The organism is Azovibrio restrictus DSM 23866 (assembly GCF_000429665.1).
In the GTDB taxonomy this organism is placed as follows: domain Bacteria; phylum Pseudomonadota; class Gammaproteobacteria; order Burkholderiales; family Rhodocyclaceae; genus Azovibrio; species Azovibrio restrictus.
Window position 1 is genome coordinate 134,649 of sequence record NZ_KE386938.1, and the last position, 19,358, is coordinate 154,006.

Below are 19,358 nucleotides of genomic sequence, written 5' to 3' on the forward strand. Positions count from 1 at the left end.
GGCCACGCTACAGGGCGTGGCTCCGGTCGCCCCGGGCAAAGCCCAGCAGGGGCTGGGCCAGGCCCTTGCCCATGGCGATCACCTTGAACAGCTCCCCCATCTCCTGGGGCTGCACCAGTTTCTGCACCGCGGCGGCGGCCTTGAGATAGGGCAGGCTGCCAGGTTCCAGGGCTTCCAGGGCCTGGAGCAGGCCGCAGTTGAAGAGGAACTGGGCCTGGCTGGTGTAGCCCAGCAGCTCCAGCCCGGCCGGGAAGGCGGCGGCGATGATGCCGGTGAAATCCACGTGGGCGGTGATGTCCTGCAGGCCCGGCAGGTAGAAGGGGTCCGGGTGGGCCTGGTGACGGTAATGGCACATCAGGGTGCCCCCATGCCGCTGGGGGTGGTAGAACTCCCGCCGGGGAAAGCCGTAGTCGATCAGCAGCAGGGCCCCCTGCTGCAGCCGTTCCCCCCAGGTGGCGGCCCAGGCCGGACCGGCCAGCAGCAGCTCGCTGGAAAAACCGGGCGGCAGCAGGCACTCCCCGGCCACCGCCACGGCCTCCTCCAGCACCCGGCCTGTGGCCGGACGCTCCTGCCAGACGAACTGGCCGGCCCCGTCCAGGCTCACCCCCTTTTCCAGGATGGTTCCGTCCTGCCAGGTGACGCAATGCACGGGCATGGCATCCAGCACCTCGTTGCCGAGCACCAGGCCGCTGCAGGCGGCGGGCAGTTCGTCCAGCCAGTACACCCGTTCGAGCAGATGCGGGGCCCGTTGCGTCAGGGTCTGGTGCTGGCGCTGGCGGAGGTCGGCGGAAACATCCAGGATGCCGTAGCTGTCCGGCAGCTGGCCCAGGGCCTCCAGGGCCAGCAGCAGATCGGCGGCCAGGCGTCCCGAACCGGCCCCGGCCTCGATGATGTGGGGGCGGCTCAGGGCCATCACCTGGGCCGCCTGCTGGGCCAGGGCCCGGGCGAACAGGGGGGTGAGCTCCGGCGCCGTGACGAAGTCCCCGGCGGCGCCGAACTTGCGCGCTCCGGCCGTGTAGTAGCCCAGGCCCGGGGCGTAGAGGGCCTCGGCCATGAACTCGGCGAAGGGAATCCAGCCGCCGGCAGCGGCAATCCTGGCCTGCAGGGTGGCGGTCAGTTGCTGGCTGTGTTGCAGGGCTTCGGGGCTGGGGGCGGGCAGGGACATGGGCGGCGGGAGCGGGTGCGAAGGCCGGGATTTTAGCCTTTGTGTTCCGGGGGATGGCGTAAAATGCGGGCCCATGGCGATCCTGGTCAATCCCCTGCCCCTGAAGGGCAAAACCGTGCTCATCACCGGTGCGTCCCGGCGCATCGGCGCCTGCACGGCCCGCTTCCTGCACGGGGCCGGCGCCCACCTGGCCCTGCACTACCGCAAGGACCAGGAAGGGGCCCAGGCCCTGGCCGCGGAACTGGAGCGCGAGGGCCCCGGCAGCGTGCGCTGCTATGGGGCCGACCTGCGCGAGGTGGCGGCCCTGGAGGCCATGGTGGCGGCGGTGGTGGCCGATTTCGGCGGCCTGGATGCCCTGGTGAATAACGCCTCCAGCTTCTTTCCCACCCCCCTGGGCAGTATCGACGAGGCGGCCTGGGACGATCTGGTGGGCAGCAACTTCAAGGCGCCCCTGTTCCTCTCCCAGGCGGTGGCCCCCCACCTGCGCCAGCGGCAGGGGGTGATCGTGAACATCACCGACGTCCATGCGGAGCGCCCCCTGGCCGGTTATGCCCTGTATTCGGCTGCCAAGGGGGCCCTGCTGACCCTGACCCGGGCCCTGGCCCAGGAGCTGGGGCCGGAGGTGCGGGTCAATGCCGTGGCCCCGGGAGCCATCCTGTGGCCGGAAGACGGGCAGTTGGCCGGCCCGGAGCGCCAGGCCATCGTCGATCACAGCCTGCTGAAGCGGGAAGGCAGCCCCGAGGACATCGCCCGGGCCGTGCGCTTCCTGCTCGCCGAGGCCCCCTATGTGACCGGCCAGGTCATCAACGTGGATGGGGGCCGTACGGCCCACCTGTAACTGACTAGCAAGGATTTCCGTGGAACGTTCCCAGACCCTGCAGCGCCTGGAAAAGTGGCTGCTGCGTGAGACCGGCAAGGCCATTGCCGACTACAACATGATCGAAGCCGGCGACACCGTGCTGGTGTGCGTTTCCGGCGGCAAGGATTCCCATACCCTGCTGCACCTGCTGCGCATCCTCCAGGCCAAGGCGCCCATCGAGTTCCGCCTGATCGCCATGAACCTGGACCAGAAGCAGCCCGGTTTTCCCGCCGACGTGCTGCCGGCCCACTTCGAGAAGATCGGCGTCGATTACCGGATCATCGAGGCCGACACCTATTCCGTGGTGAAGGAGAAGATTCCCGAGGGCAAGACCACCTGCTCTCTCTGCTCCCGCCTGCGCCGCGGCATCATCTACCGCACCGCCAAGGAACTGGGGGCCAACAAGATCGCCCTGGGCCACCACCGGGACGACATGGTGCATACCCTGTTCCTGAACCTGCTGTTCGGGGGCAAGCTCAAGTCCATGCCGCCCAAGCTGGTTACCGACGATGGCGCCCACATCGTCATCAGGCCCCTGGCCTACTGTGCCGAGGCCCAGATCGCCCGCTATTCCCGGGGCATGGAATTCCCCATCATTCCCTGCAACCTGTGTGGTTCCCAGGAAAACCTGCAGCGCCAGAAAATTCGTGAAATGATGCAGGACTGGGACCGGCGTTTTCCCGGCCGGACCGAGGCGGTGTTTACCGCCCTGCAGAACGTGGTGCCGTCGCACCTGGCGGACAATGGCCTGTTCGATTTCAAGGGCCTGACCCTGGAGACCCGGGTTGATGAGGGCGATATCGTCTTCGATGCCCCGGAACTGCCGCCCGTCGGGGGGTTCCCGCTCACGGTTCTGACAGAGAGCTAAGACTTTAGTCCAATATATTGGACGGTATAGGTTTTTGTTATGATTCGGGAACTTTATGGGGAAGAGGCCGGTTAATCCGGAGGGAATCACAGTGATCACCATAGTTCGCGGCGAAATCATCGGTGGAGTGCGCCTGGCCAGCCGGCTGGGTGAAAGGGAGGCCGCTCACGCAGTCGAACGCTGTCTGAAGCGTGTCGAGCGGGTGGTGGACGGGTTTCGGGGGCGTTTGCTGCGTTCCGGGGATGGCCAGATCAGCACGGCCTTTCCCACTCCTGAGGAAGCCTGTCTGGCCGCCATCGAAATGCAGCGCCGGGTGGCAGACCTGCCGCCGGCCTCGGGGGTCAAGCTCAACATCCGTCTGGGCGTCCATGAGGCCGACAGCGAGGAACAGGCCGGCCTGATCGCTTCCCAGCTCCTGGAACTGGCCCTGCCGGACCAGATCCTCTGCAGCCGCGAAATCCTGCTGGCCGTGGCCCACAGCATCGGCGTCCGGGTACGCGACCTGCACCAGGTGGAACTGAGCGGCGGCGAGGCCTTCCAGGTCATGGAGCTGATCTGGCACGACGTGGGCGAGGACGACATGCCCGCCACCCTCACCTCCACCTCCCTCCTGGCCCTGGAGGACCTGGAGCGGGGCGCGGACGCCATGAGCCGGGGCGCGCCCCCGGGCGGCTACGATGCCGGGGCAGGCAGCGGCCAGCCCAAGCTTTGCGTGCGCTACCGGGGCAAGGCCTTCCTGCTGGACGAAAAGACCCCCTTCATCACCCTGGGTCGGGAACATCACAACGATCTGGTCATCGACGACAGCAAGGCCTCCCGTCAGCATGCCCGCATCGAGCGCAAGGACGGCCGCTACTACCTGGTGGACCTGAGCACCAATGGCACCTTCGTCACCCTGGCCGGCGAACCGGAAGTGTTCCTGCGCCGGGAGAGCATGCCGCTCCGGGGCGTGGGGAGCCTGTGTTTCGGCGCTTCGGCCCGGGACCCCGAAGCCGAAAAGGCCGAGTTCGAGCATCTCTGATTCCCTTCCGGTGGCAGCCGGCCAGCGCCGGGCTGCTGCCGGGAGCGGCAAAACCGGGCTGGTGGCGGCATAATGCAGCTTTTGCCCCAGTCCCGCGACCATGAGCCACTTCAAGAAACACGTCTTCATCTGCTGTAACCAGCGTCCCGAAGGGGAGTCCTGCTGCAATAACCAGGGCGCCACGGAAATGTTCCAGTACGCCAAGAACCGGGCCCGGGAGCTGGGCCTCGATGCCGCCGGGGTGCGGGTCAACAAGGCCGGCTGCCTGGGCCGTTGCGACCAGGGGCCGGTGCTGGTGGTGTATCCCGAAGGTACCTGGTACACCTTCATCGATCAGGAGGACGTGGAGGAGATCATCCAGACCCACCTGGTCCAGGACAAGATCGTGGAGCGTCTGCAGGTATGAGGGTCGTGGAGGAAAAGATCTTCGTGGACGGCCCCGTGGGCCGGATCGAAGTGATCATGGAGAACCCCGGGGCGCCCAAGGGCATCGCCCTGATCGCCCATCCCCATCCCATCGGCGGCGGCGCCAACACCAACAAGGTGGCCTATACCCTGGCCAAGACCTTCGTGCATCTGGGTTACGCCGCCTTCCGCCCCAACTTCCGGGGCGTCGGCGCTACCGAGGGAGAGCACGATGAAGGTGTAGGCGAGACCGAGGACCTGCTCGCCGTGCTGCACGACGCCAAGTGCCGCTGCGGCGACCTGCCCGTGGCCCTGGCCGGCTTTTCCTTCGGCGCCTACTGCCAGACCCGGGTGGCGAAGCGCCTGGCCGAGTCCGGCCACCCGGCCCAGCGCCTGGTACTGGTGGGCACCGCCGCCGGCTTCGTGGAAGGCACCCGCAACTACGACACCGAATCCGTACCGGCCGACACCATCCTCATCCACGGTTCCGCCGACGAGACCGTGCCGCTCGCCAACGTGTTCGCCTGGGCCCAGCCCCAGGACCTGCCCGTGGTGGTGGTGCCCGGCGCCGACCATTTCTTCCACCGGCGCCTGCACAACATCCGCGACATCGTCACCCGGGCCTGGCGGCACTGATGACGGCCCAGGTACCCCTGCGGGTGGAGGAACTGAAGAAGGCCTATGCCGGGACTCCGGTGGTGGACGGCCTTTCCTTCGCCCTGGAGCCGGGCAGCTGCTTCGGCCTCCTGGGCCCCAACGGGGCCGGCAAGACCACCACCCTGAAGCTCTGCCTGGGGCTCACTGCCCCCGATTCCGGCCGCATCACCCTGGCCGGCCAGCCGATTCCGGCCCAGGCCCAGGTGGCCCGGGCCCGTACCGGCGTGGTGCCCCAGTTCGACAACCTGGACCCGGATTTCACGGTCACCGAAAACCTGGTGGTGTTCGGCCGCTATTTCGGCATGGCCAAGGCCGAAATCACCGCCCGCATTCCCTGGCTGCTGCAGTTTTCCGGTCTGGAGAACAAGGCCGATGCCCGCATCGCCACCCTCTCCGGCGGCATGAAGCGGCGCCTGACCCTGGCCCGGGCCTTGGTGAACGACCCGGACATCGTCTTTCTCGACGAGCCCACCACCGGCCTCGATCCCCAGGCCCGGCACCTGATCTGGGAACGCCTGAAGCAGCTCAAGGTGGCCGGCAAGACCCTGCTCCTCACCACCCACTTCATGGACGAGGCCGAGCGTCTCTGCGACCGGCTGATCGTCATTGACCACGGCAAGAAGATTGCCGAGGGCAGCCCCCGGGAGCTGATCGCCACCCACATTGAGCCCCAGGTGGTGGAAGTCTATGACGAAGCGGCCGGTGCCCTGGAAGCCTTCGTGGCGGCCCGGCGGGACAGCAGCGCCCGGGTGGAGGTGAGCGGCGAAACCGCCTTCTTCTACTGCCGCGATCCCCAGCCCCTGCTGGCGGCCCTGGCCGATGCCAGCGGCCTGCGCTACGTGCACCGGGCCTCCAACCTGGAGGATGTGTTCATCAAGCTCACCGGGCGGGAACTGCGGGACTGAGCCAGGATGGCTCCGGGCCGGGGCCCCGGTAGCCCGGGACGAGGTAGGGCTTACTGGCGCCTCTGCTGCCGGTGCTGGGCCTGGGCAGCGGCAAACTCGCCGGGCTCCAGGGCTCCGTCATGGTTGGTATCCAGGTCGGCGAAGGCGGGGGCGTCGGCCAGGCCGCGCATCGGGTAACCCTCCGTCGCCCGTTGGCTGATCCTGGCCGTGCGGGCTTCGGTGAATTCCGCTTCGGTGATCTTGCCGTCCTTGTCCAGATCGAAGTCGGCGAAGCTGGGCATGGCGCCCGGGCCGGCTCCCTTGCCTGCGCCTGGCCCTTTGCCGGTTCCGGCTCCTGGCCCGCGGCCTCCGGGGCCAGGCTGCCGGGCGGCAAATTCATCGGCGCTCAGCTTGCCGTCCTGGTTCTTGTCCAGCTCGGCAAAGCTCGGGGCATTGCGCATGGGCCGTCCCTCGGACTTGCCCTGGGCGCGAGCTGCAGCGAACTCCTCGGCGCTGACCGAGCCATCGCCGTTCTGGTCGTAAGCGGAAAAGGGCAGGGGGCCCCGGGCCGGGCCGCTCTGGGCCTGGGCTTGCACTGAGAGGATCATGCCGGCCAGGGCGGCCGCGACAATGAAATGACGCTTGGTTCCAGGGTTGTTCATGATCTGGGCTCCTATCGTTGCAGGAAAAGGAAGCCTGGCGCCGGGGCGGAAGGCTATACCGGAGGGGAGCCGGATGCCGCCGAAGGAGGGCAGAGATGCTTCCCCAGGCAGAGAGCTTATGCCCAGCCCGGGGTCATGTCGATGGCCTGGCGCAGCAAAAATCAGCTTCCACCCCAGGCCCCGGCTGGCAGGGCATGCGGGTTAATGGGGCGCAGGAAGCCGTGATCTCCAGCCTTCCTTGGCCATTCAAACCCGCTGGCGCAAGCGTCCGACCATCTCATCGGCGCTCAGGGGCTTGGCAAACAGATAGCCCTGGCCGGCCGGGCAGGCCATTTCGCGTAGTATCGTTGCCTGCTGTTCCGTCTCGACGCCCTCCGCCACCACCGAGAGCCCCAGGGTGCTGGCCATGGCCAGAATCGTCTGAGTGATGGCTCTGTCATCGGGATTTGAGCCGACCTCGTCGATGAAGGAGCGGTCTATCTTCAGTTCATCGATGGGATACTGGCGTAGCGATGACAGGGATGAGAAGCCGGTGCCGAAATCGTCGATGCTCAGGCCTACGCCTAGTACCTTCAGATCCCGCAGGAGGCGGCGGCAGTGGTCGGGGTCAAGCATCAATGCCGATTCAGTGAGTTCGATGGTCAGCTGGCTGGCTTCGAGCCCGTAGTGCCCCAGCAGTCTTTTGATTGAAGAGGGGAGGTGGGAGCGCCGGAACTGTTCGGCCGAAACATTGATCGACATCTTGGGGACGTCGTAACCCTGGGCGATCCAGGTGGCTGCCTGACGGCATGCGGCGTCCGCGACCCAGTCTCCGACATGGTGGATGAGCCCGGATTTCTCGGCGAGAGGAATGAATTTCTTCGGCATGATCAAGCCCTTGTCGGGCTCCTGCCACCGGATCAGGGCTTCCATGCCGATCAGCTGGCCTGTGGCCATGTCGACCTGGGGCTGATAAAGCAGAAACAGTTCGTGGTTATCGATGGCACGCCGCAAACCGTTGCCCAATAGCAAGCGCTCATCTGCTTCTTCCTTGAGTTTGCTGGTGAAGAACTGATGGGTACGCTTGCCGGCCTCCTTGGCTTGGTACATCGCGCTGTCGGCATTCTTGAGCAGGGTCTCGGAGTCGGTGCCATCGCTCGGGTAGAGGCTGATGCCGATGCTGGCGCTGACGAACAGGGAGTGACCACTGATCGTCATGGGATTGGCCAGTGCATCGGCAATACGACGTGAAGTCATATCCACCTCTCCTGGCGTGGTTTCCTCGATCAGCAGCGCAAACTCGTCACCACCAAAGCGGGCCACGGTATCGGCCGCCCGCAGACAGTCGCGCAGGATGGTGGCAACTTCCTTGAGCAGCTCGTCACCCGCCGCATGTCCGAGGGAGTCGTTGACGATCTTGAAGTTGTCGAGGTCGACGAACAGGATGGCAAATTGATCCGCATGTCGCTTGGTCCGCTCTATGGCCTGGCGAACGCGATCCACAAACAGGGTACGGTTGGGAAGTCTGGTCAGCTCATCGTGGGTGGCAAGGAATTCGACACGCCGCTGGGAATCCTTGACCAGGGTGATGTCGCTGAAGATCCCGACATAGTTGGTCAGTTCGCCCTCGGAATCGTGCACCGTGTTGATGGTGAGCCATTCGGGAAAGATGTCCCCGGATTTGCGGCGATTCCAGATTTCGCCCTGCCACCAGCCTTTTGCCGCGAGGACTTCCCACATTTCCTGATAGAACTTCTCGTCGTGGCGACCGGAAGCGAGGACGGCCGGTGTCTTGCCGACCACTTCTTCCGCCGTATAGCCGGTGACCTGGGTGAAGGCTTCGTTGACGGTGACGATCTTTTGCTGCGGATCGGTGACGACGATGCCTTCGCCGGCCCGATCGAAGACGCGCGCGGCCAGGCGCAACTGTTCTTCGGCGTGGCGGCGGTCGGTCATGTCGGAGGACTGGGTGCACACCCCCTGAATGACGTTGTCGGCGCTGAACAGGGGGAAACGTATCGAGAGCAGGTAGCGGTTGCCATCGGCGCGCTGCAGCACCTCCTCCGATTCGATGGCCTCCTGGCGCCGGACCACCTCGAGCTCCTTGCTGCGGAACTGGTCGGCATTGCGGCCGCTGAAAATCTGCGCATCGGTCTTGCCGATCACCTCGGCCGACTTGAGCGCGAAGGTTTTCTCGAACTGCCGGTTGATGAACTCGTAGCGTCCCGCCAGGTCCTTCAGCGAGATCATCGAGGTCGAGTTGTCCATGATCGCCAGCAGGCGCTCCTGGCTTTCGCGGATTGCCCGCTCTGCCGCCAGGCGCTCGGTGTGATCCATCAGGCTGATGACCGCGCCGCGCGCCCCCGGTCGGGTGGTTTCATAGGGGGCGATGTGCAGCAGGTAATGCCGCTCGTTGGAAAACACGGCCTCCTCGACCGCCAGATTGCTGTCGATGGCGCGCCTGACCTGGGGCGAGAAGTCCTTCATGCCGAACGGCAGGCGCAGGGAAGGCAGCGGCTGGCCCAGGGATTTCTCGGTGAGGAGGAAGATCATCACGGCCGGGCTGTTGAAACGCGACAACTCGAGTTTGTCGTTGCACACCAGGATGGGGAAACCGACGCTGTTCTGGATTTTCTCGAGATCGTTGAGCGCTTCGGCAAGTTCGCCGGTACGGACCTGCAGTTCCTCGTTGACCGTCGTCAGTTCCTCGTTGGTGGATTGCAGTTCCTCGTTGGCGGATTCAAGTTCCTCGTTGGTGGATTGCAGCTCTTCGTTGGCGGCTTGCACCTCCTCGTTGAGCGCCTGCATCTCCTCGTTGGAGGTTTCCAGTTCCTCGATCACCGTCTGCAAACGTTCGCGGGTCGAGATGAGCTCCTCTTCGAGGGCCTTGACGTCCACCAAGTCCTGCAGCAGGTCGCTGCGGGCCTCGCCGTTGGCGTCCTTTTCGACCTCCGCCGTTTCGAAGGCCACCAGGAAGAAGGAACTGGTGACGCCCTTTTCCAGGGGGTGGATCGAGAGCAGGATGCGTCGTTTGCCCTCCAGGGTCTTGATGACGTGGGGGCGACCCCTTGCCGATTCGGAGGTGCGCTCCACCTGATGCACCATCAGGTTGAGATCGGCGCGAAATTCCCGGCGGATCAGCTGCTGCAGATTGGTGGTCGGCTTGCCGGCGCTAATCGTCAGGAAATGCGCGACATCGCCCTGGATGTGCAGGATTTCGAACGCCGCGTTGATCAGGATGGTCGGCGGAACGAACAGGCTGATCGAGGCCTCCAGCAGGCGTTGCTGGGCATTGGGTTGCTGCACGGTCGGCCGCTCGCGGTTGTCCGGCAGGCGGAAGGTGGGCATCGGCATCAGGCGCGATTCGCCGGCGCGGCGACGGTAGATGCGGGCGGTCTTGTCGCTCGGGTCGAACAGGCCTTCCTGCTGGAAGACGCCCTCGGACTTGCCGAGGAAGAGATAGCCGCCCGGCCGCAGGCCGTAATGGAAGGTCGCCAGCACCTTGATCTGCAACTCGTTCTGGAAGTAGATCAGGACATTGCGGCAACTGACCAGGTCCAGGCGCAGGAAGGGCGGGTCCTGTACCAGGTCCTGGCGGGCGATGACGACCATGTCGCGCAGCGTGCGCGAAACTTCGTAGCGGTTGCCGGTGTTGGTGAAGTGGCGGGCCACCAGCGCCGGGTCCATGCCGGACAGCGCGGTTTCCGGGTAGCCGCCGCGGCGGGCGACGGCCAGGGCGCTGAGATCGAGATCCGTGGCAAAAATCTGGATGCGGAACTGGCTCAGGTTCGGGCCGAGCAGTTCGGCGACCAGGATGGCGATGCTGTACGCCTCCTCGCCGGTGGCGCAACCGGGCACCCAGATGCGGATTTCATCGCCGAAATGCTTGGTTGCCAGCAATGCCTGCAAGGTCGCGCGCAGGGCCTCGAAGGCCTCGGGGTCGCGGAAGAAGGCGGTCACCGAGATCAGGATGTCCTTGCACAGGTGATCGAGTTCGCCCGGGTCGGCCTCGACCAGCGCCAGATAGTCGTCCAGGCTCGATACATGGCGGGCCGCCAGGCGCCGTTCGATGCGGCGCCAGATGGTGCCTTCCTTGTAGTTACCGAAGTCGATGCGGGTCTGTTGCTTGACCCGGATCAGCAGCTTCTTCAAGGAGGTCGTCGCGGCCGGCGGGCTGACGGCGACCGAGCCCTTGGAGCGGGCAATCTGGGCGATTTCGCGGGCGATGCCTTCCGCCGGCAGCACCCAGTCGACGCAGCCGGTGTCGATGGCCGCCTGGGGCATGCCGTTGTATTTGGCGCTCTGCGGTTCCTGGGCGAAGGTGAAGCCGCCGACCGCCTTGATCTCGCGCAGGCCGACCGCGCCGTCGCTGCCGGTGCCGGAGAGCACGACGCCGATCGCATCCTCGCCCTTCTCCGCCGCCAGCGACGAGAAGAAGGCATTGACCGAGGGGCGCGGGCTGGCGTTCTTGGGCTCCTCCTGCAGGACGAAGCGGCCGTCGCGCAGGACCATGTTGCTGCTCGGCGGCGTCACGTAGATGGTGTCGCGTTCCGGCACCATGCCATCGGTGATTTCCTTCACCGCCATCGCCGTCTCGCGCCCCAGCAACTGGGCCATCATGCTGCGATGGGTCGGCGACAGATGCTGGATCACCGCGTAAGCCAGACCGAGATTGGTCGGCAGGGCGGCGATCAGGTTGGACAAGGCCTCCAGGCCGCCAGCCGAGGCGCCGATGCCGACCAGATAGATGGGGTGGGCGACGCTGCCGGCTTCTGCCGCCGGGGCTTTTCTTCGTCGGCTGACCGGCGTTTTGGCTGCGAGGGAAACATCCGCTTTCCTGGGGGCGGGGGTCTTTCTGGGCTTGCCGGTCGTCATGTTCGAAGCCTGGTTCTGCCGTGAGGCATAGTTCCTGAAAGCAGCCATGCTGACACAATAGTTGGCGAAAGTGATAGCGGTGTATCAGACATTCGATGGGGTTTGCTGGTCCTCCTGCTTGGCAGGGCGTTGCCAATCCCGGCAGTGATCCAGGGGCTCGGGTTGCAGAACAAAAAAAGGGCCCCTTGCATCGGGGCCCTGGGGTGCAGCGTCGTGGCTCAGCGCTTGAAGAAACCGGCAGCCGAGTTCTTCCACTTGTCCACGGCTTCGCTACCGGCGGCGAGCACGGCCTGGCCGGCCGCTCCGGCGCCGCCGTTGCTTTCGGCGGCAGGCGTGGCGGCCAGGGAGGCCCGGTCGTACTGGCCGGCCAGGATCTGCCGGTAGGCGTCACTCTGGGCGAATTCCTTGAGGGCCTTGAGGCGCAGGGGGATGAAGGGGTGGGTGTTGTCGGAGTTTTCCAGGATCGAGACCAGCAGCACCAGCTTGTTCACCTCCTGGCTGGCTTCGGTCTGGGCGATGGTTTCCTCGATGTCGCGCTCGTCCTCGTAGCCCGCCACCTTGCCGGACAGCTTGGCCAGGGCGCTCAGCCCGGGGGCCAGTTCCTGGATGCAGAGCAGGCCGGCCCGGTCGCAGGAGAACTCGGCACGCCGGTACCATTCCCAGTAGGCCAGCAGCAGCGGGATGCGCAGCATGCCCACGCCGGGGATGGGCACCACCGAGGCGAGCACGTCCCAGTAGTTGATGGCCATGGCGCCCAGCTGCCGGTACAGGCCGTGGGCTGCCTTGATGTGGCCGATTTCATGGCCGATCACGAAGCACAGCTCGTCGGGGCTGAGGGCCTCCACCAGGGCGCTGTGCAGCACGATGCAGGTGCGCCGCTGGCCCGAGGTATAGGCGTTCATCTCCGGGTTGGTGGTGATGTACACATCGGGGACCGGGCAGGACAGGATGGCGCAGCAGCGCTCCACCAGGGCGTACAGGGAGCCGAAGTTCCTGGCGTTGACGCGCACCATCTGCTCGTTGTTGCTGAGGTGGGTGATCTGCTCGGAAAAGTTGGCATCCAGCCAGGCCAGCAGGGGGCCGGCGCCGGGAATGGCCTTCAGGGCGGCCAGGGCTTCCTGGTCGCCGGGATAGGTGTAGGAGGTATAGGCAAGGTCGGAGAGGACCACCTGTTTGCTGGAGTAAACCAGGGCGTCGGGATGCTTGTGGGCGGACATGGATCGCTTTCGGTGTGGATGGAACTGGAGCGGCGCCGCAGGGCATGGGCCTCGCGGACGGATCAGCCAGGATCAGCCGGGCTGGAGCAGCCCGAAAGCATACACATCCGGAATATTTGCGGTCAATGCTGAATGAATGTTGCGGCCGCTGCCGGAACCCCTGCGCTCCCGTTCCTGGCAGAGGCGCGGGAGCGCCCGGCCTGACCGGCGCCGGGCGGGGCAACTCAGGCGCTCACGGCGCTGAGCAGAGGCGGCTCCATCAGGGATTTGGGCTGGCTGCTGGCGGGTTCCGAGCCCAGCACCCGGATGTCGCCGCACAGCTCGCCGCCCTCGTCGATCACCAGCTTGCCGTAGCGGATCTTGCCGGTCACCCGGCCCGTGGCGTGGATGATCAGTTGGGAACGGGCCGTCAGCTCGCCCTCGAAATTCCCGTGGATTTCGGCGATGTCTATGCTCACCTTGCCGATGAAGGAGCCCTGGGCGGCGACGCGGATCACCCGGCTGTCCATGGTGGCTTCCACCCGTCCTTCCACCACCAGGGTGTCGCAATCGAGAATTTCGGCTCCCTTGAGCTTCACGGCCGGGCCGACGATCAGCCGGGCGTCCTGGACCCCTTCCTCGGGCTTGGCGGTCAGCGGCTCCAGGGGAGGCGCGGCGGTCTCCTGGGTCGTGGCGGCGGGGGGCGCGGCGTCCTGGGCTTTCGGGGTGTTCAGGGAAGACACGCTGCCGGGGTTGAGCACATTGCGCACTTCCTTGCGGGTGATGGGTTCGTTGCGGGCAGGGGTGGTGGACTTCAGGAACATGGCAACTCCTTGGGGATGGCCGAGAAACGTCTTCTCGGACCGGCTTACGCGATTACCGTGCCAGGAAGCGGATTCCGGCGTTGAATCAAGGGCCTGGGCCAGTGGGTGGGGCAGGGCGCCGGTGCCGGAAGCGGGCGGCCTGTCGGCAAAAGGCGACAGGTATTTGGGCGCCTCCCGGCTTATCCAGCAGGCATGGGAAAAGTTGCTGTCGGGAAAAAGCGACGTGTTTTTCAGTGCCTTGATTTTCAACGCTATTCGCGCTTTTAGCCGGATCTCGACGAAGCGGGCGGGCCGGGGAGCAAAAGGCTAAAATCGAGGTTTTCGCCACCCGCCGTTGTCATTTCCATGATCCGTATCTCCTTCCGCCAGGGCATGCTGGCCGGATTCACCGTGATCGTCCTGCTCCTGGGCGGCGCCGCCCTGCAGAGCTGGCTGATGCTGGAGCGTCTGGCCGGCCAGAGCCGCCACGGCAGCGAACAGGCGGTGCAACTGTCGGCCACCCTGCAGGAACTGGGGGAGCGGGGCACGGACCTGGAACGCAGCACCCGCCAGTATCTGCTGGTGCGCAAGGCCGCCTTCCGGCAGGGCTTCGACGGGGCCCTGGCCCAGGCCCTGAGCCTGATCCAGCGGCTCGAAGCCCAGCAGGAAGTGCCCCTGCAGCCGCTGCTGGAGGAATGGCGCAGCACCGCCCAGGCCCTGGCGGAAAGCCTGGAGGGCCCGGTGGAGCCGGCCCTGCTCGGGACCCGGCTGGCGCGCCTGACGGAGCTCCAGGGGCGCATGCGCCAGCTCGGCCAGCAGTGGGTGGAAGCCCACAACCAGCGGCTGCTGGCGGAGCTGGAAGCCAACCGCCTGCAACTGGGGCTGCAGCTGCTGCTGGCCCTGGGGGGGGCACTCCTGGCCGCCCTGGCCATGGGCTGGTGGCTGGTGCGCCCGGTGCGGCAGCTGGAGGACGCCATCGTCCGTCTGGGGGCCAGCCGTTTCGACGCAGCGGTGCAGGTGGGGGGACCGGTGGACCTGCGTCAGCTGGGCCAGCGCCTGGACTGGCTGCGCCAGCGTCTGGCGGAACTGGAAAGCGACCGGGAGCGGACCCTGCGGCATGTCTCCCACGAGCTGAAAACCCCCCTGACCGCCCTCAAGGAAGGGGTGGCCCTGCTCCAGGAAGAGGTGCCCGGTTCCTTGTCTGAAGGTCAGCGGGAGGTGGTGGAAATCCTGCGCCACAACGTGGCCGCCCTGCAGAAGCAGATCGAGAACCTGCTCAGCATGAATGCCCTGGCCTTCGAGGCCCGCCGGCTGCAGCGCCGGCCCGTGGCCCTGCGGCCCCTGCTGGAACAGGCGGCGGCGGCCCGGGAACTGCATGCCCAGGCCCGCGGTCTGCAGGTACAGGTCCTGGCGCCGGATGCCACGGCCAGCCTCGACCCGGAGAAGGTGAGCGTGGTACTCGACAACCTCCTTTCCAATGCCATCGATTTCAGCCCCGAAGGGGGACAAATCACCCTGGCCGCCAGCCTGGGGTCCCAGGGCCTGCGCCTGGAATGCCGGGACCAGGGCGTCGGCGTGGCGCCCGAGGACGCCAGCCGCATCTTCGAACCCTTTTACCAGGGCCAGCGCCGGCCCCCGGTACCGCGCCAGGGCAGCGGCGTCGGCCTCTCCATCGTGCGCGAACTGGTGCATGCCATGGGGGGCCGGGTGAGCTTGCTGGGCGACGGGCCCGGCGCCCATTTCTGTGTGGATCTGCCCCATGAAACCTGAACGACTCCTGCCTGGGCTGCGGCCGGGCTGGCGCTCCCTGTGCCTGGCCCTCTGCCTGCTGGGGCTGGCCGCCTGCGCCACCCCGCCCGCCTCCCCTGAGCGCCAGGGGCCCGGTGCGGCCCTCCTGCTTGCCTATTACCAGCACCTGGGCACCCTGTCCGCCGCCGAACTGGGGCGCGAGCGCCAGAGCCTGAACGGCCAGGGCGCCGGGCCGGAAAATCAGCTGCGCCAGGCCATGGTCCTGGGCCATCCCCGCCTTGCGGTGCCGGACCTGCCCAAGGCCCTGGGTCTCCTGGACCATCTGCTCAAGTCCGCCGACCCGGCGGCCCGGGAGCTGAAACCCCTGGCCCGCCTGCTGGCCGACGCCTACGCCGAGCGCCTGCGCCTGGAAGGAAACCTGGACAGGCAGGGCCTGCAACTGAAGGAAAGCCAGCGCCGGGCCACGGAGCTGCAGGAAAAACTGGATGGCCTGGCCGACATCGAACGCACCCTGCCCCGGACCCGGCCGCCCAGGCCGGTGGGCAAGAAGGGCAATCCATGAACGCCCGGGTGGAGGAAATGGCTGCCCACGTGCTGGTGGTGGACGACGACGAGGACATCCTGCGGCTCCTGGCCATGCGGCTCCGGGCCCGGGGCTTCCGGGTCACGGCCGTGGGCTCGGCGGAAGAGGCCCTGGCCCGGGTGGCGGTGGACCCGCCCCGGGTGGTGGTGAGCGACATCCGCCTGCCGGGCCGGGACGGCCTGGCCCTGTTCGAGGAAATCCACCGTACCCGGGCCATGCTGCCGGTGATCCTGCTCACCGCCCACGGCACCATTCCGGACGCGGTGGAAGCCACCTCCCGGGGAGTGTTCGGCTACCTGACCAAGCCCTTCGACAGCCAGGTGCTGCTGGAAAAGATCGACCAGGCCCTGCTGCTCTCGGCCAGCAGCCAGCCCCAGGCATTGCCCCTGCCCACCCGGCCCGGCGGCGGCGAAGCCTGGCTGGAGGGACTGGTGTATCGCAGCAGCGCCATGGCCGACCTGCTGGCCGAGGCGCGCATGGTGGCCGCCTCCGACGCCAGCGTCCTGATCCGGGGCGAAAGTGGCACGGGCAAGGAGGTGCTGGCCCGGGCCATCCACCGGGCCAGTCCCCGGGCCGCCGGGCCCTTTGTCGCCATCAACTGCGGCGCCATTCCCGAGCAGCTGCTGGAGTCGGAGCTGTTCGGCCACGTCAAGGGCGCCTTCACCGGCGCCGCCAGCAGCCGGGTCGGGCTGATCCAGGCCGCCAGCGGCGGCACCCTGTTCCTGGACGAAATCGGCGACATGCCCCTGGCCCTGCAGGTGAAGCTGCTGCGGGTGCTCCAGGAGCGCAGCGTGCGGCCGGTGGGGGCGACCCAGGTGGAACCCGTGGATGTGCGCCTGCTCTCGGCCACCCACCGGGACCTGGAAAGCGCCATGGCCCAGGGCCAGTTCCGGGAGGACCTGTACTACCGCCTGGACGTGGTGTCCCTGACCCTGCCGCGCCTGGACGAGCGGCGCGAGGACATTCCCCTGCTGGCCGCCCATTTCGTGCGCCAAGTGGCGGGCAAGTACGACAAGCCCATCAACGGCTTCGCCCCGGAAGCCCTGGAACTGCTGGCCACCAGCACCTGGCCCGGGCAGGTGCGGCAGCTCTACAACGTGGTGGAACAATGCTGCGCCCTCACCTCCACCCCCCTGATTCCCCTGACCCTGGTGCAGCGGGCCCTGCGCCAGCCGGCCCTGGAGGCCCTGAGCTACGCCGAGGCCAAGCAGCGCTTCGAGCGCAACTACCTGGTGCAGCTCCTGAAGCTCACCGACGGCAGCGTCGCCGACGCGGCCCGCATCGCCGGGCGCAACCGCACCGAGTTCTACCGCCTGCTGCAGAAGCACGACCTGGCTCCGGCCATGTTCCGCTCCTGAGGGGCGTCGCCCGGGGGCGACGCCAACACCGGGGAAATCCCGGGGCGTTTTTCCAATGCATTGATTCGCAAGAATTAATGATGCTGGCGTGAAGTTTGCATAGGGGCTCCATCCGTAGTCAAGAAAAGGAGCGCCAGAATGATGCGAGGAAATTTACGCCATGCCGGCCTGGGGCTGGTGCTGGCTCTGGCCGTCCTGGGGCTGGGGGCTTCCGCCACCGATAATCAGGGCTTGGAACTGCTGGCCGCCCTGGGCGAAGCCCGGCAGACCCTGGACCAGTCCCTGGGGGAGCAAGTGGGCCGGCATCTGCAGGGGGATGGCGGCCTGACGGGCGCCAGTCTCAGGGTCGAGGCCCGGGACGGCGTGGTGACCCTGGTGGGACAGGTGCCGGATCAGCATGCGCTGCAACGGGCCATGCACCTGGCGGCGGCTGTCAAAGGCGTGCGGGAAGTGCGCAACAACCTGGTGATCAGTCCGCCCGTCTGAGCCCGGCGCCGGAACCCCTGGGCTGGCTGCGGCACCTGTTGCCCCGCCTGCCCGCGGGCCTGGCCCCGGGCCTGCACCGGCCCGGCTGAGGCCGCCCTTCACTCCCGGCCGGGCAGGCGCAGGGTGAAGCGGGTCAGGCCGGCGGCGCACTCGGCCCGGATGTCGCCCCCGTGCGCCACGGCGATGGAACGGGTGATGGCCAGCCCCAGGCCGGCGCCCCCCTCGCCGCCCCGCTGGCGGGCGCCATCCACCCGGTGGAAGCGCTCGAAAATCCGCTCCAGCTGGGCGGCGGGAATGGGCGGGCCGGGATTTTCCACGCTGATTTCCACCGCGCCGCTACTGTCCGGTGCGATCCGGAGGCGCACCGTCGCCCCGGCGGGGGTATAGCGCAGGGCGTTGGAAATCAGGTTGCCCAGGGCCCGGCGCAGCATCAGGGCGTCGCCGCTGACCGTGGCGCCGCCGTCCACCTCCAGGCGGATTCCCTTTTCCTCCGCCAGCAGGCCGTAGAACTCTTCCAGGGATTGCAGCAGCGCCGCCAGATCCACCTGTTCCCGGTGCGGCACCATCAGGCCGTTTTCCGCCTGGGCCAGGAACAGCATGTCGCCGATCATGCGCGACAGGCGTTCATGCTCTTCCAGGCTGGAATAGAGCACCTCCCGGTATTCCTCGGCGCTCCTGGCCCGGCTCAGGGCCACCTGGGTCTGGGTCATCAGGGCCGTGACCGGGGTGCGCAGTTCGTGGGCGATGTCGGAGGCGGCCCCCGAAAGGCGGGTGAAGGCGTCCTCCAGACGCGCCAGCATCTGGTTCAGTTCCCGGGCCAGGGGTTGCAGTTCCGGGGGCAGCGGCTCGGTTTCCAGGCGTTCGTGCAGCCGCTCGCCGGAAACCCGCCGGGCCAGGCCCAGCAGCTGCCCCAGGGGCGCCAGGCCGCGCCGGGCGGCGATCCAGGCGCAGAGCAGGTTGCCCAGGATGGCCAGGCCCAGGGCCCAGGCCAGGGAGCGGACAAAGCCAGCCATGAAGTGCTGGTGGTGTTCGATATCCACGCTGATCGCCACCTGCACCCATTGCCCGTCGGCCGTCCGGGCCAGGGCCAGGATGCCGCGCTGGGGCTTTCTGCCTGGGTCGTCGCCCGCGTAGGCCTGGGGGTGTTCCGCCTCGCCCGGGGCGGCCGGGTAGCGCAGCAGCCATTCGGGGATGCCGGCCCCGCCGATGAACAGGGGAAATCCCTCCTGGTCCAGGACCGTCAGCCCCAGGTGCGGGTGACCCAGCAGGGCCGGACCCAGGCGCTTGGGCAGGGCTTCCAGCAGCTGCTCTTCCGGCAGGGTGGCGATGATGCTCCGGCTCAGGGTCAGCTTGCCGTGCAGTTCTTCCAGGTCCCCTTCGCGAAAGTGGATATCCACTTCGCGCCCCACGAACAAGCCCAGGCCCAGCAGGATCAGGGTGGACAGCAGGGCAAACAGCAGCGCCAGGCGCAGGGTGAGGGAGGGGCGCCAGCGGGGCGGCATGGATCTATCGGGGGATTTGTTCGGCGATGGCCTGAGCCCAGGGATAGAGCGGGCCATAGATTTTCACCAGCTGACTCAGGTGTGGTCTGAGCGTCGCGGGGGTCAATGGGTTTCCCGGGCCTGGCGCACGGCCTGCTGGATGGCGCTCTGCACGTTCTGCTGCAGCACATTCCGCGCCGTTTCAGCCTTGTTGCGGGCTTCCTGGGCAACCGCCTGCATCAGGCTGCTCAGCTGGGCATCGCTCGGTTCGTGCTCAATGTCATTCAGGTCAAACACGGTATCGCTCATGTCAGCGCTTTCCTTGTG

General features: G+C 67.0%; 17 protein-coding genes. 10 read left to right on the plus strand and 7 right to left on the minus strand.

Annotated elements, in window-relative coordinates:
• Positions 1–7: 7 nt before the first annotated feature.
• The gene (locus G474_RS0118415) at positions 8–1,165 is read right to left on the minus strand and encodes a class I SAM-dependent methyltransferase (protein WP_026688225.1); all 1,158 of its coding nucleotides are present in this window, start codon (positions 1,163–1,165) and stop codon (positions 8–10) included.
• A 73-nt stretch (positions 1,166–1,238) separates the two neighbouring features.
• Between G474_RS0118415 and G474_RS0118420 the strand changes: the two genes are divergently transcribed.
• From G474_RS0118420 to G474_RS0118445, 6 genes are all read left to right on the plus strand, one after another.
• Positions 1,239–2,003: a pteridine reductase gene (locus G474_RS0118420; protein ID WP_043465303.1), complete on the plus strand. Its 765-nt coding sequence runs from the start codon at positions 1,239–1,241 to the stop codon at positions 2,001–2,003.
• Positions 2,004–2,022: 19 nt separating this feature from the next.
• Entirely contained in the window at positions 2,023–2,892 is an 870-nt protein-coding gene (ttcA, locus tag G474_RS0118425) for a tRNA 2-thiocytidine(32) synthetase TtcA (RefSeq protein ID WP_026688227.1), read from the plus strand.
• Between the two features lie 91 nt (positions 2,893–2,983).
• Complete coding sequence (locus G474_RS0118430; protein ID WP_026688228.1) at positions 2,984–3,913, plus strand: FHA domain-containing protein; 930 nt, start codon at positions 2,984–2,986, stop codon at positions 3,911–3,913.
• Between the two features lie 100 nt (positions 3,914–4,013).
• Complete coding sequence (locus G474_RS0118435) at positions 4,014–4,319, plus strand: (2Fe-2S) ferredoxin domain-containing protein (RefSeq protein ID WP_026688229.1); 306 nt, start codon at positions 4,014–4,016, stop codon at positions 4,317–4,319.
• Positions 4,316–4,954, plus strand: a complete 639-nt coding sequence (locus G474_RS0118440) for an alpha/beta hydrolase (RefSeq protein WP_026688230.1) — start codon at positions 4,316–4,318, stop codon at positions 4,952–4,954. Before G474_RS0118435 ends, G474_RS0118440 begins: the two co-directional genes overlap by 4 nt.
• On the plus strand, positions 4,954–5,880 hold the full coding sequence (locus G474_RS0118445) for an ATP-binding cassette domain-containing protein (protein ID WP_026688231.1): 927 nt from the start codon (positions 4,954–4,956) through the stop codon (positions 5,878–5,880). The genes G474_RS0118440 and G474_RS0118445 overlap by 1 nt, the downstream gene beginning before the upstream one ends.
• A 50-nt stretch (positions 5,881–5,930) precedes the next feature.
• Here the strand turns inward: G474_RS0118445 and G474_RS0118450 are convergent, their stop codons facing one another.
• The 4 genes from G474_RS0118450 to G474_RS23070 all read right to left on the minus strand — a co-directional run bounded on the left by G474_RS0118450 (position 5,931) and on the right by G474_RS23070 (position 13,395).
• Positions 5,931–6,521, minus strand: coding sequence for an EF-hand domain-containing protein (locus G474_RS0118450; protein WP_026688232.1), 591 nt, complete (start codon positions 6,519–6,521; stop codon positions 5,931–5,933).
• A 246-nt stretch (positions 6,522–6,767) separates the two neighbouring features.
• Positions 6,768–11,375 carry an EAL domain-containing protein gene (locus G474_RS21625; RefSeq protein WP_051282432.1) on the minus strand — a complete coding sequence of 1,536 codons (4,608 nt, stop codon included), beginning with the start codon at positions 11,373–11,375 and terminating at the stop codon, positions 6,768–6,770.
• A 218-nt stretch (positions 11,376–11,593) separates the two neighbouring features.
• Positions 11,594–12,592, minus strand: coding sequence for a M48 family metallopeptidase (locus G474_RS22315; RefSeq protein WP_026688234.1), 999 nt, complete (start codon positions 12,590–12,592; stop codon positions 11,594–11,596).
• A gap of 224 nt (positions 12,593–12,816) precedes the next feature.
• The gene (locus G474_RS23070; protein ID WP_026688235.1) at positions 12,817–13,395 is read right to left on the minus strand and encodes a bactofilin family protein; all 579 of its coding nucleotides are present in this window, start codon (positions 13,393–13,395) and stop codon (positions 12,817–12,819) included.
• A gap of 345 nt (positions 13,396–13,740) precedes the next feature.
• Here G474_RS23070 and G474_RS0118470 point away from each other — a divergent pair, with 345 nt between their 5' ends.
• The 4 genes from G474_RS0118470 (at position 13,741) to G474_RS21645 (ending at position 17,550) form a co-directional block, all read left to right on the plus strand.
• Positions 13,741–15,144 carry a HAMP domain-containing sensor histidine kinase gene (locus G474_RS0118470; protein ID WP_026688236.1) on the plus strand — a complete coding sequence of 468 codons (1,404 nt, stop codon included), beginning with the start codon at positions 13,741–13,743 and terminating at the stop codon, positions 15,142–15,144.
• On the plus strand, positions 15,134–15,685 hold the full coding sequence (locus tag G474_RS21640; RefSeq protein WP_211228154.1) for a permease: 552 nt from the start codon (positions 15,134–15,136) through the stop codon (positions 15,683–15,685). The genes G474_RS0118470 and G474_RS21640 overlap by 11 nt, the downstream gene beginning before the upstream one ends.
• Positions 15,682–17,064, plus strand: a complete 1,383-nt coding sequence (locus G474_RS0118480; protein WP_026688237.1) for a sigma 54-interacting transcriptional regulator — start codon at positions 15,682–15,684, stop codon at positions 17,062–17,064. Before G474_RS21640 ends, G474_RS0118480 begins: the two co-directional genes overlap by 4 nt.
• A gap of 138 nt (positions 17,065–17,202) precedes the next feature.
• Positions 17,203–17,550 (plus strand): BON domain-containing protein, encoded by a 348-nt coding sequence (locus tag G474_RS21645; RefSeq protein WP_043465305.1) that lies wholly within the window; start codon positions 17,203–17,205, stop codon positions 17,548–17,550.
• A gap of 98 nt (positions 17,551–17,648) precedes the next feature.
• Here G474_RS21645 and G474_RS0118490 read toward each other — a convergent pair whose 3' ends face one another.
• Both G474_RS0118490 and G474_RS0118495 read right to left on the minus strand, forming a co-directional pair.
• The gene (locus G474_RS0118490; RefSeq protein ID WP_026688238.1) at positions 17,649–19,052 is read right to left on the minus strand and encodes a heavy metal sensor histidine kinase; all 1,404 of its coding nucleotides are present in this window, start codon (positions 19,050–19,052) and stop codon (positions 17,649–17,651) included.
• A gap of 102 nt (positions 19,053–19,154) precedes the next feature.
• Positions 19,155–19,340: a hypothetical protein gene (locus G474_RS0118495; protein WP_026688239.1), complete on the minus strand. Its 186-nt coding sequence runs from the start codon at positions 19,338–19,340 to the stop codon at positions 19,155–19,157.
• Positions 19,341–19,358: the final 18 nt, after the last annotated feature.

What these genes read in the sequence shown, in the direction of transcription:
- G474_RS22315 (WP_026688234.1), bottom strand. Translation starts at nt 12,592, where the DNA reads ATGTCCGCCCACAAGCATCCCGACGCCCTGGTTTACTCCAGCAAACAG.
- G474_RS21625 (WP_051282432.1), bottom strand. Translation starts at nt 11,375, where the DNA reads ATGACGACCGGCAAGCCCAGAAAGACCCCCGCCCCCAGGAAAGCGGAT.
- G474_RS0118480 (WP_026688237.1), top strand. Translation starts at nt 15,682, where the DNA reads ATGAACGCCCGGGTGGAGGAAATGGCTGCCCACGTGCTGGTGGTGGAC.
- G474_RS0118450 (WP_026688232.1), bottom strand. Translation starts at nt 6,521, where the DNA reads ATGAACAACCCTGGAACCAAGCGTCATTTCATTGTCGCGGCCGCCCTG.
- G474_RS0118445 (WP_026688231.1), top strand. Translation starts at nt 4,954, where the DNA reads ATGACGGCCCAGGTACCCCTGCGGGTGGAGGAACTGAAGAAGGCCTAT.
- G474_RS23070 (WP_026688235.1), bottom strand. Translation starts at nt 13,395, where the DNA reads ATGTTCCTGAAGTCCACCACCCCTGCCCGCAACGAACCCATCACCCGC.
- G474_RS0118440 (WP_026688230.1), top strand. Translation starts at nt 4,316, where the DNA reads ATGAGGGTCGTGGAGGAAAAGATCTTCGTGGACGGCCCCGTGGGCCGG.
- G474_RS0118420 (WP_043465303.1), top strand. Translation starts at nt 1,239, where the DNA reads ATGGCGATCCTGGTCAATCCCCTGCCCCTGAAGGGCAAAACCGTGCTC.
- G474_RS0118435 (WP_026688229.1), top strand. Translation starts at nt 4,014, where the DNA reads ATGAGCCACTTCAAGAAACACGTCTTCATCTGCTGTAACCAGCGTCCC.
- G474_RS21645 (WP_043465305.1), top strand. Translation starts at nt 17,203, where the DNA reads ATGATGCGAGGAAATTTACGCCATGCCGGCCTGGGGCTGGTGCTGGCT.
- G474_RS0118470 (WP_026688236.1), top strand. Translation starts at nt 13,741, where the DNA reads ATGATCCGTATCTCCTTCCGCCAGGGCATGCTGGCCGGATTCACCGTG.
- G474_RS0118490 (WP_026688238.1), bottom strand. Translation starts at nt 19,052, where the DNA reads ATGCCGCCCCGCTGGCGCCCCTCCCTCACCCTGCGCCTGGCGCTGCTG.
- G474_RS0118415 (WP_026688225.1), bottom strand. Translation starts at nt 1,165, where the DNA reads ATGTCCCTGCCCGCCCCCAGCCCCGAAGCCCTGCAACACAGCCAGCAA.
- G474_RS0118495 (WP_026688239.1), bottom strand. Translation starts at nt 19,340, where the DNA reads ATGAGCGATACCGTGTTTGACCTGAATGACATTGAGCACGAACCGAGC.
- G474_RS21640 (WP_211228154.1), top strand. Translation starts at nt 15,134, where the DNA reads ATGAAACCTGAACGACTCCTGCCTGGGCTGCGGCCGGGCTGGCGCTCC.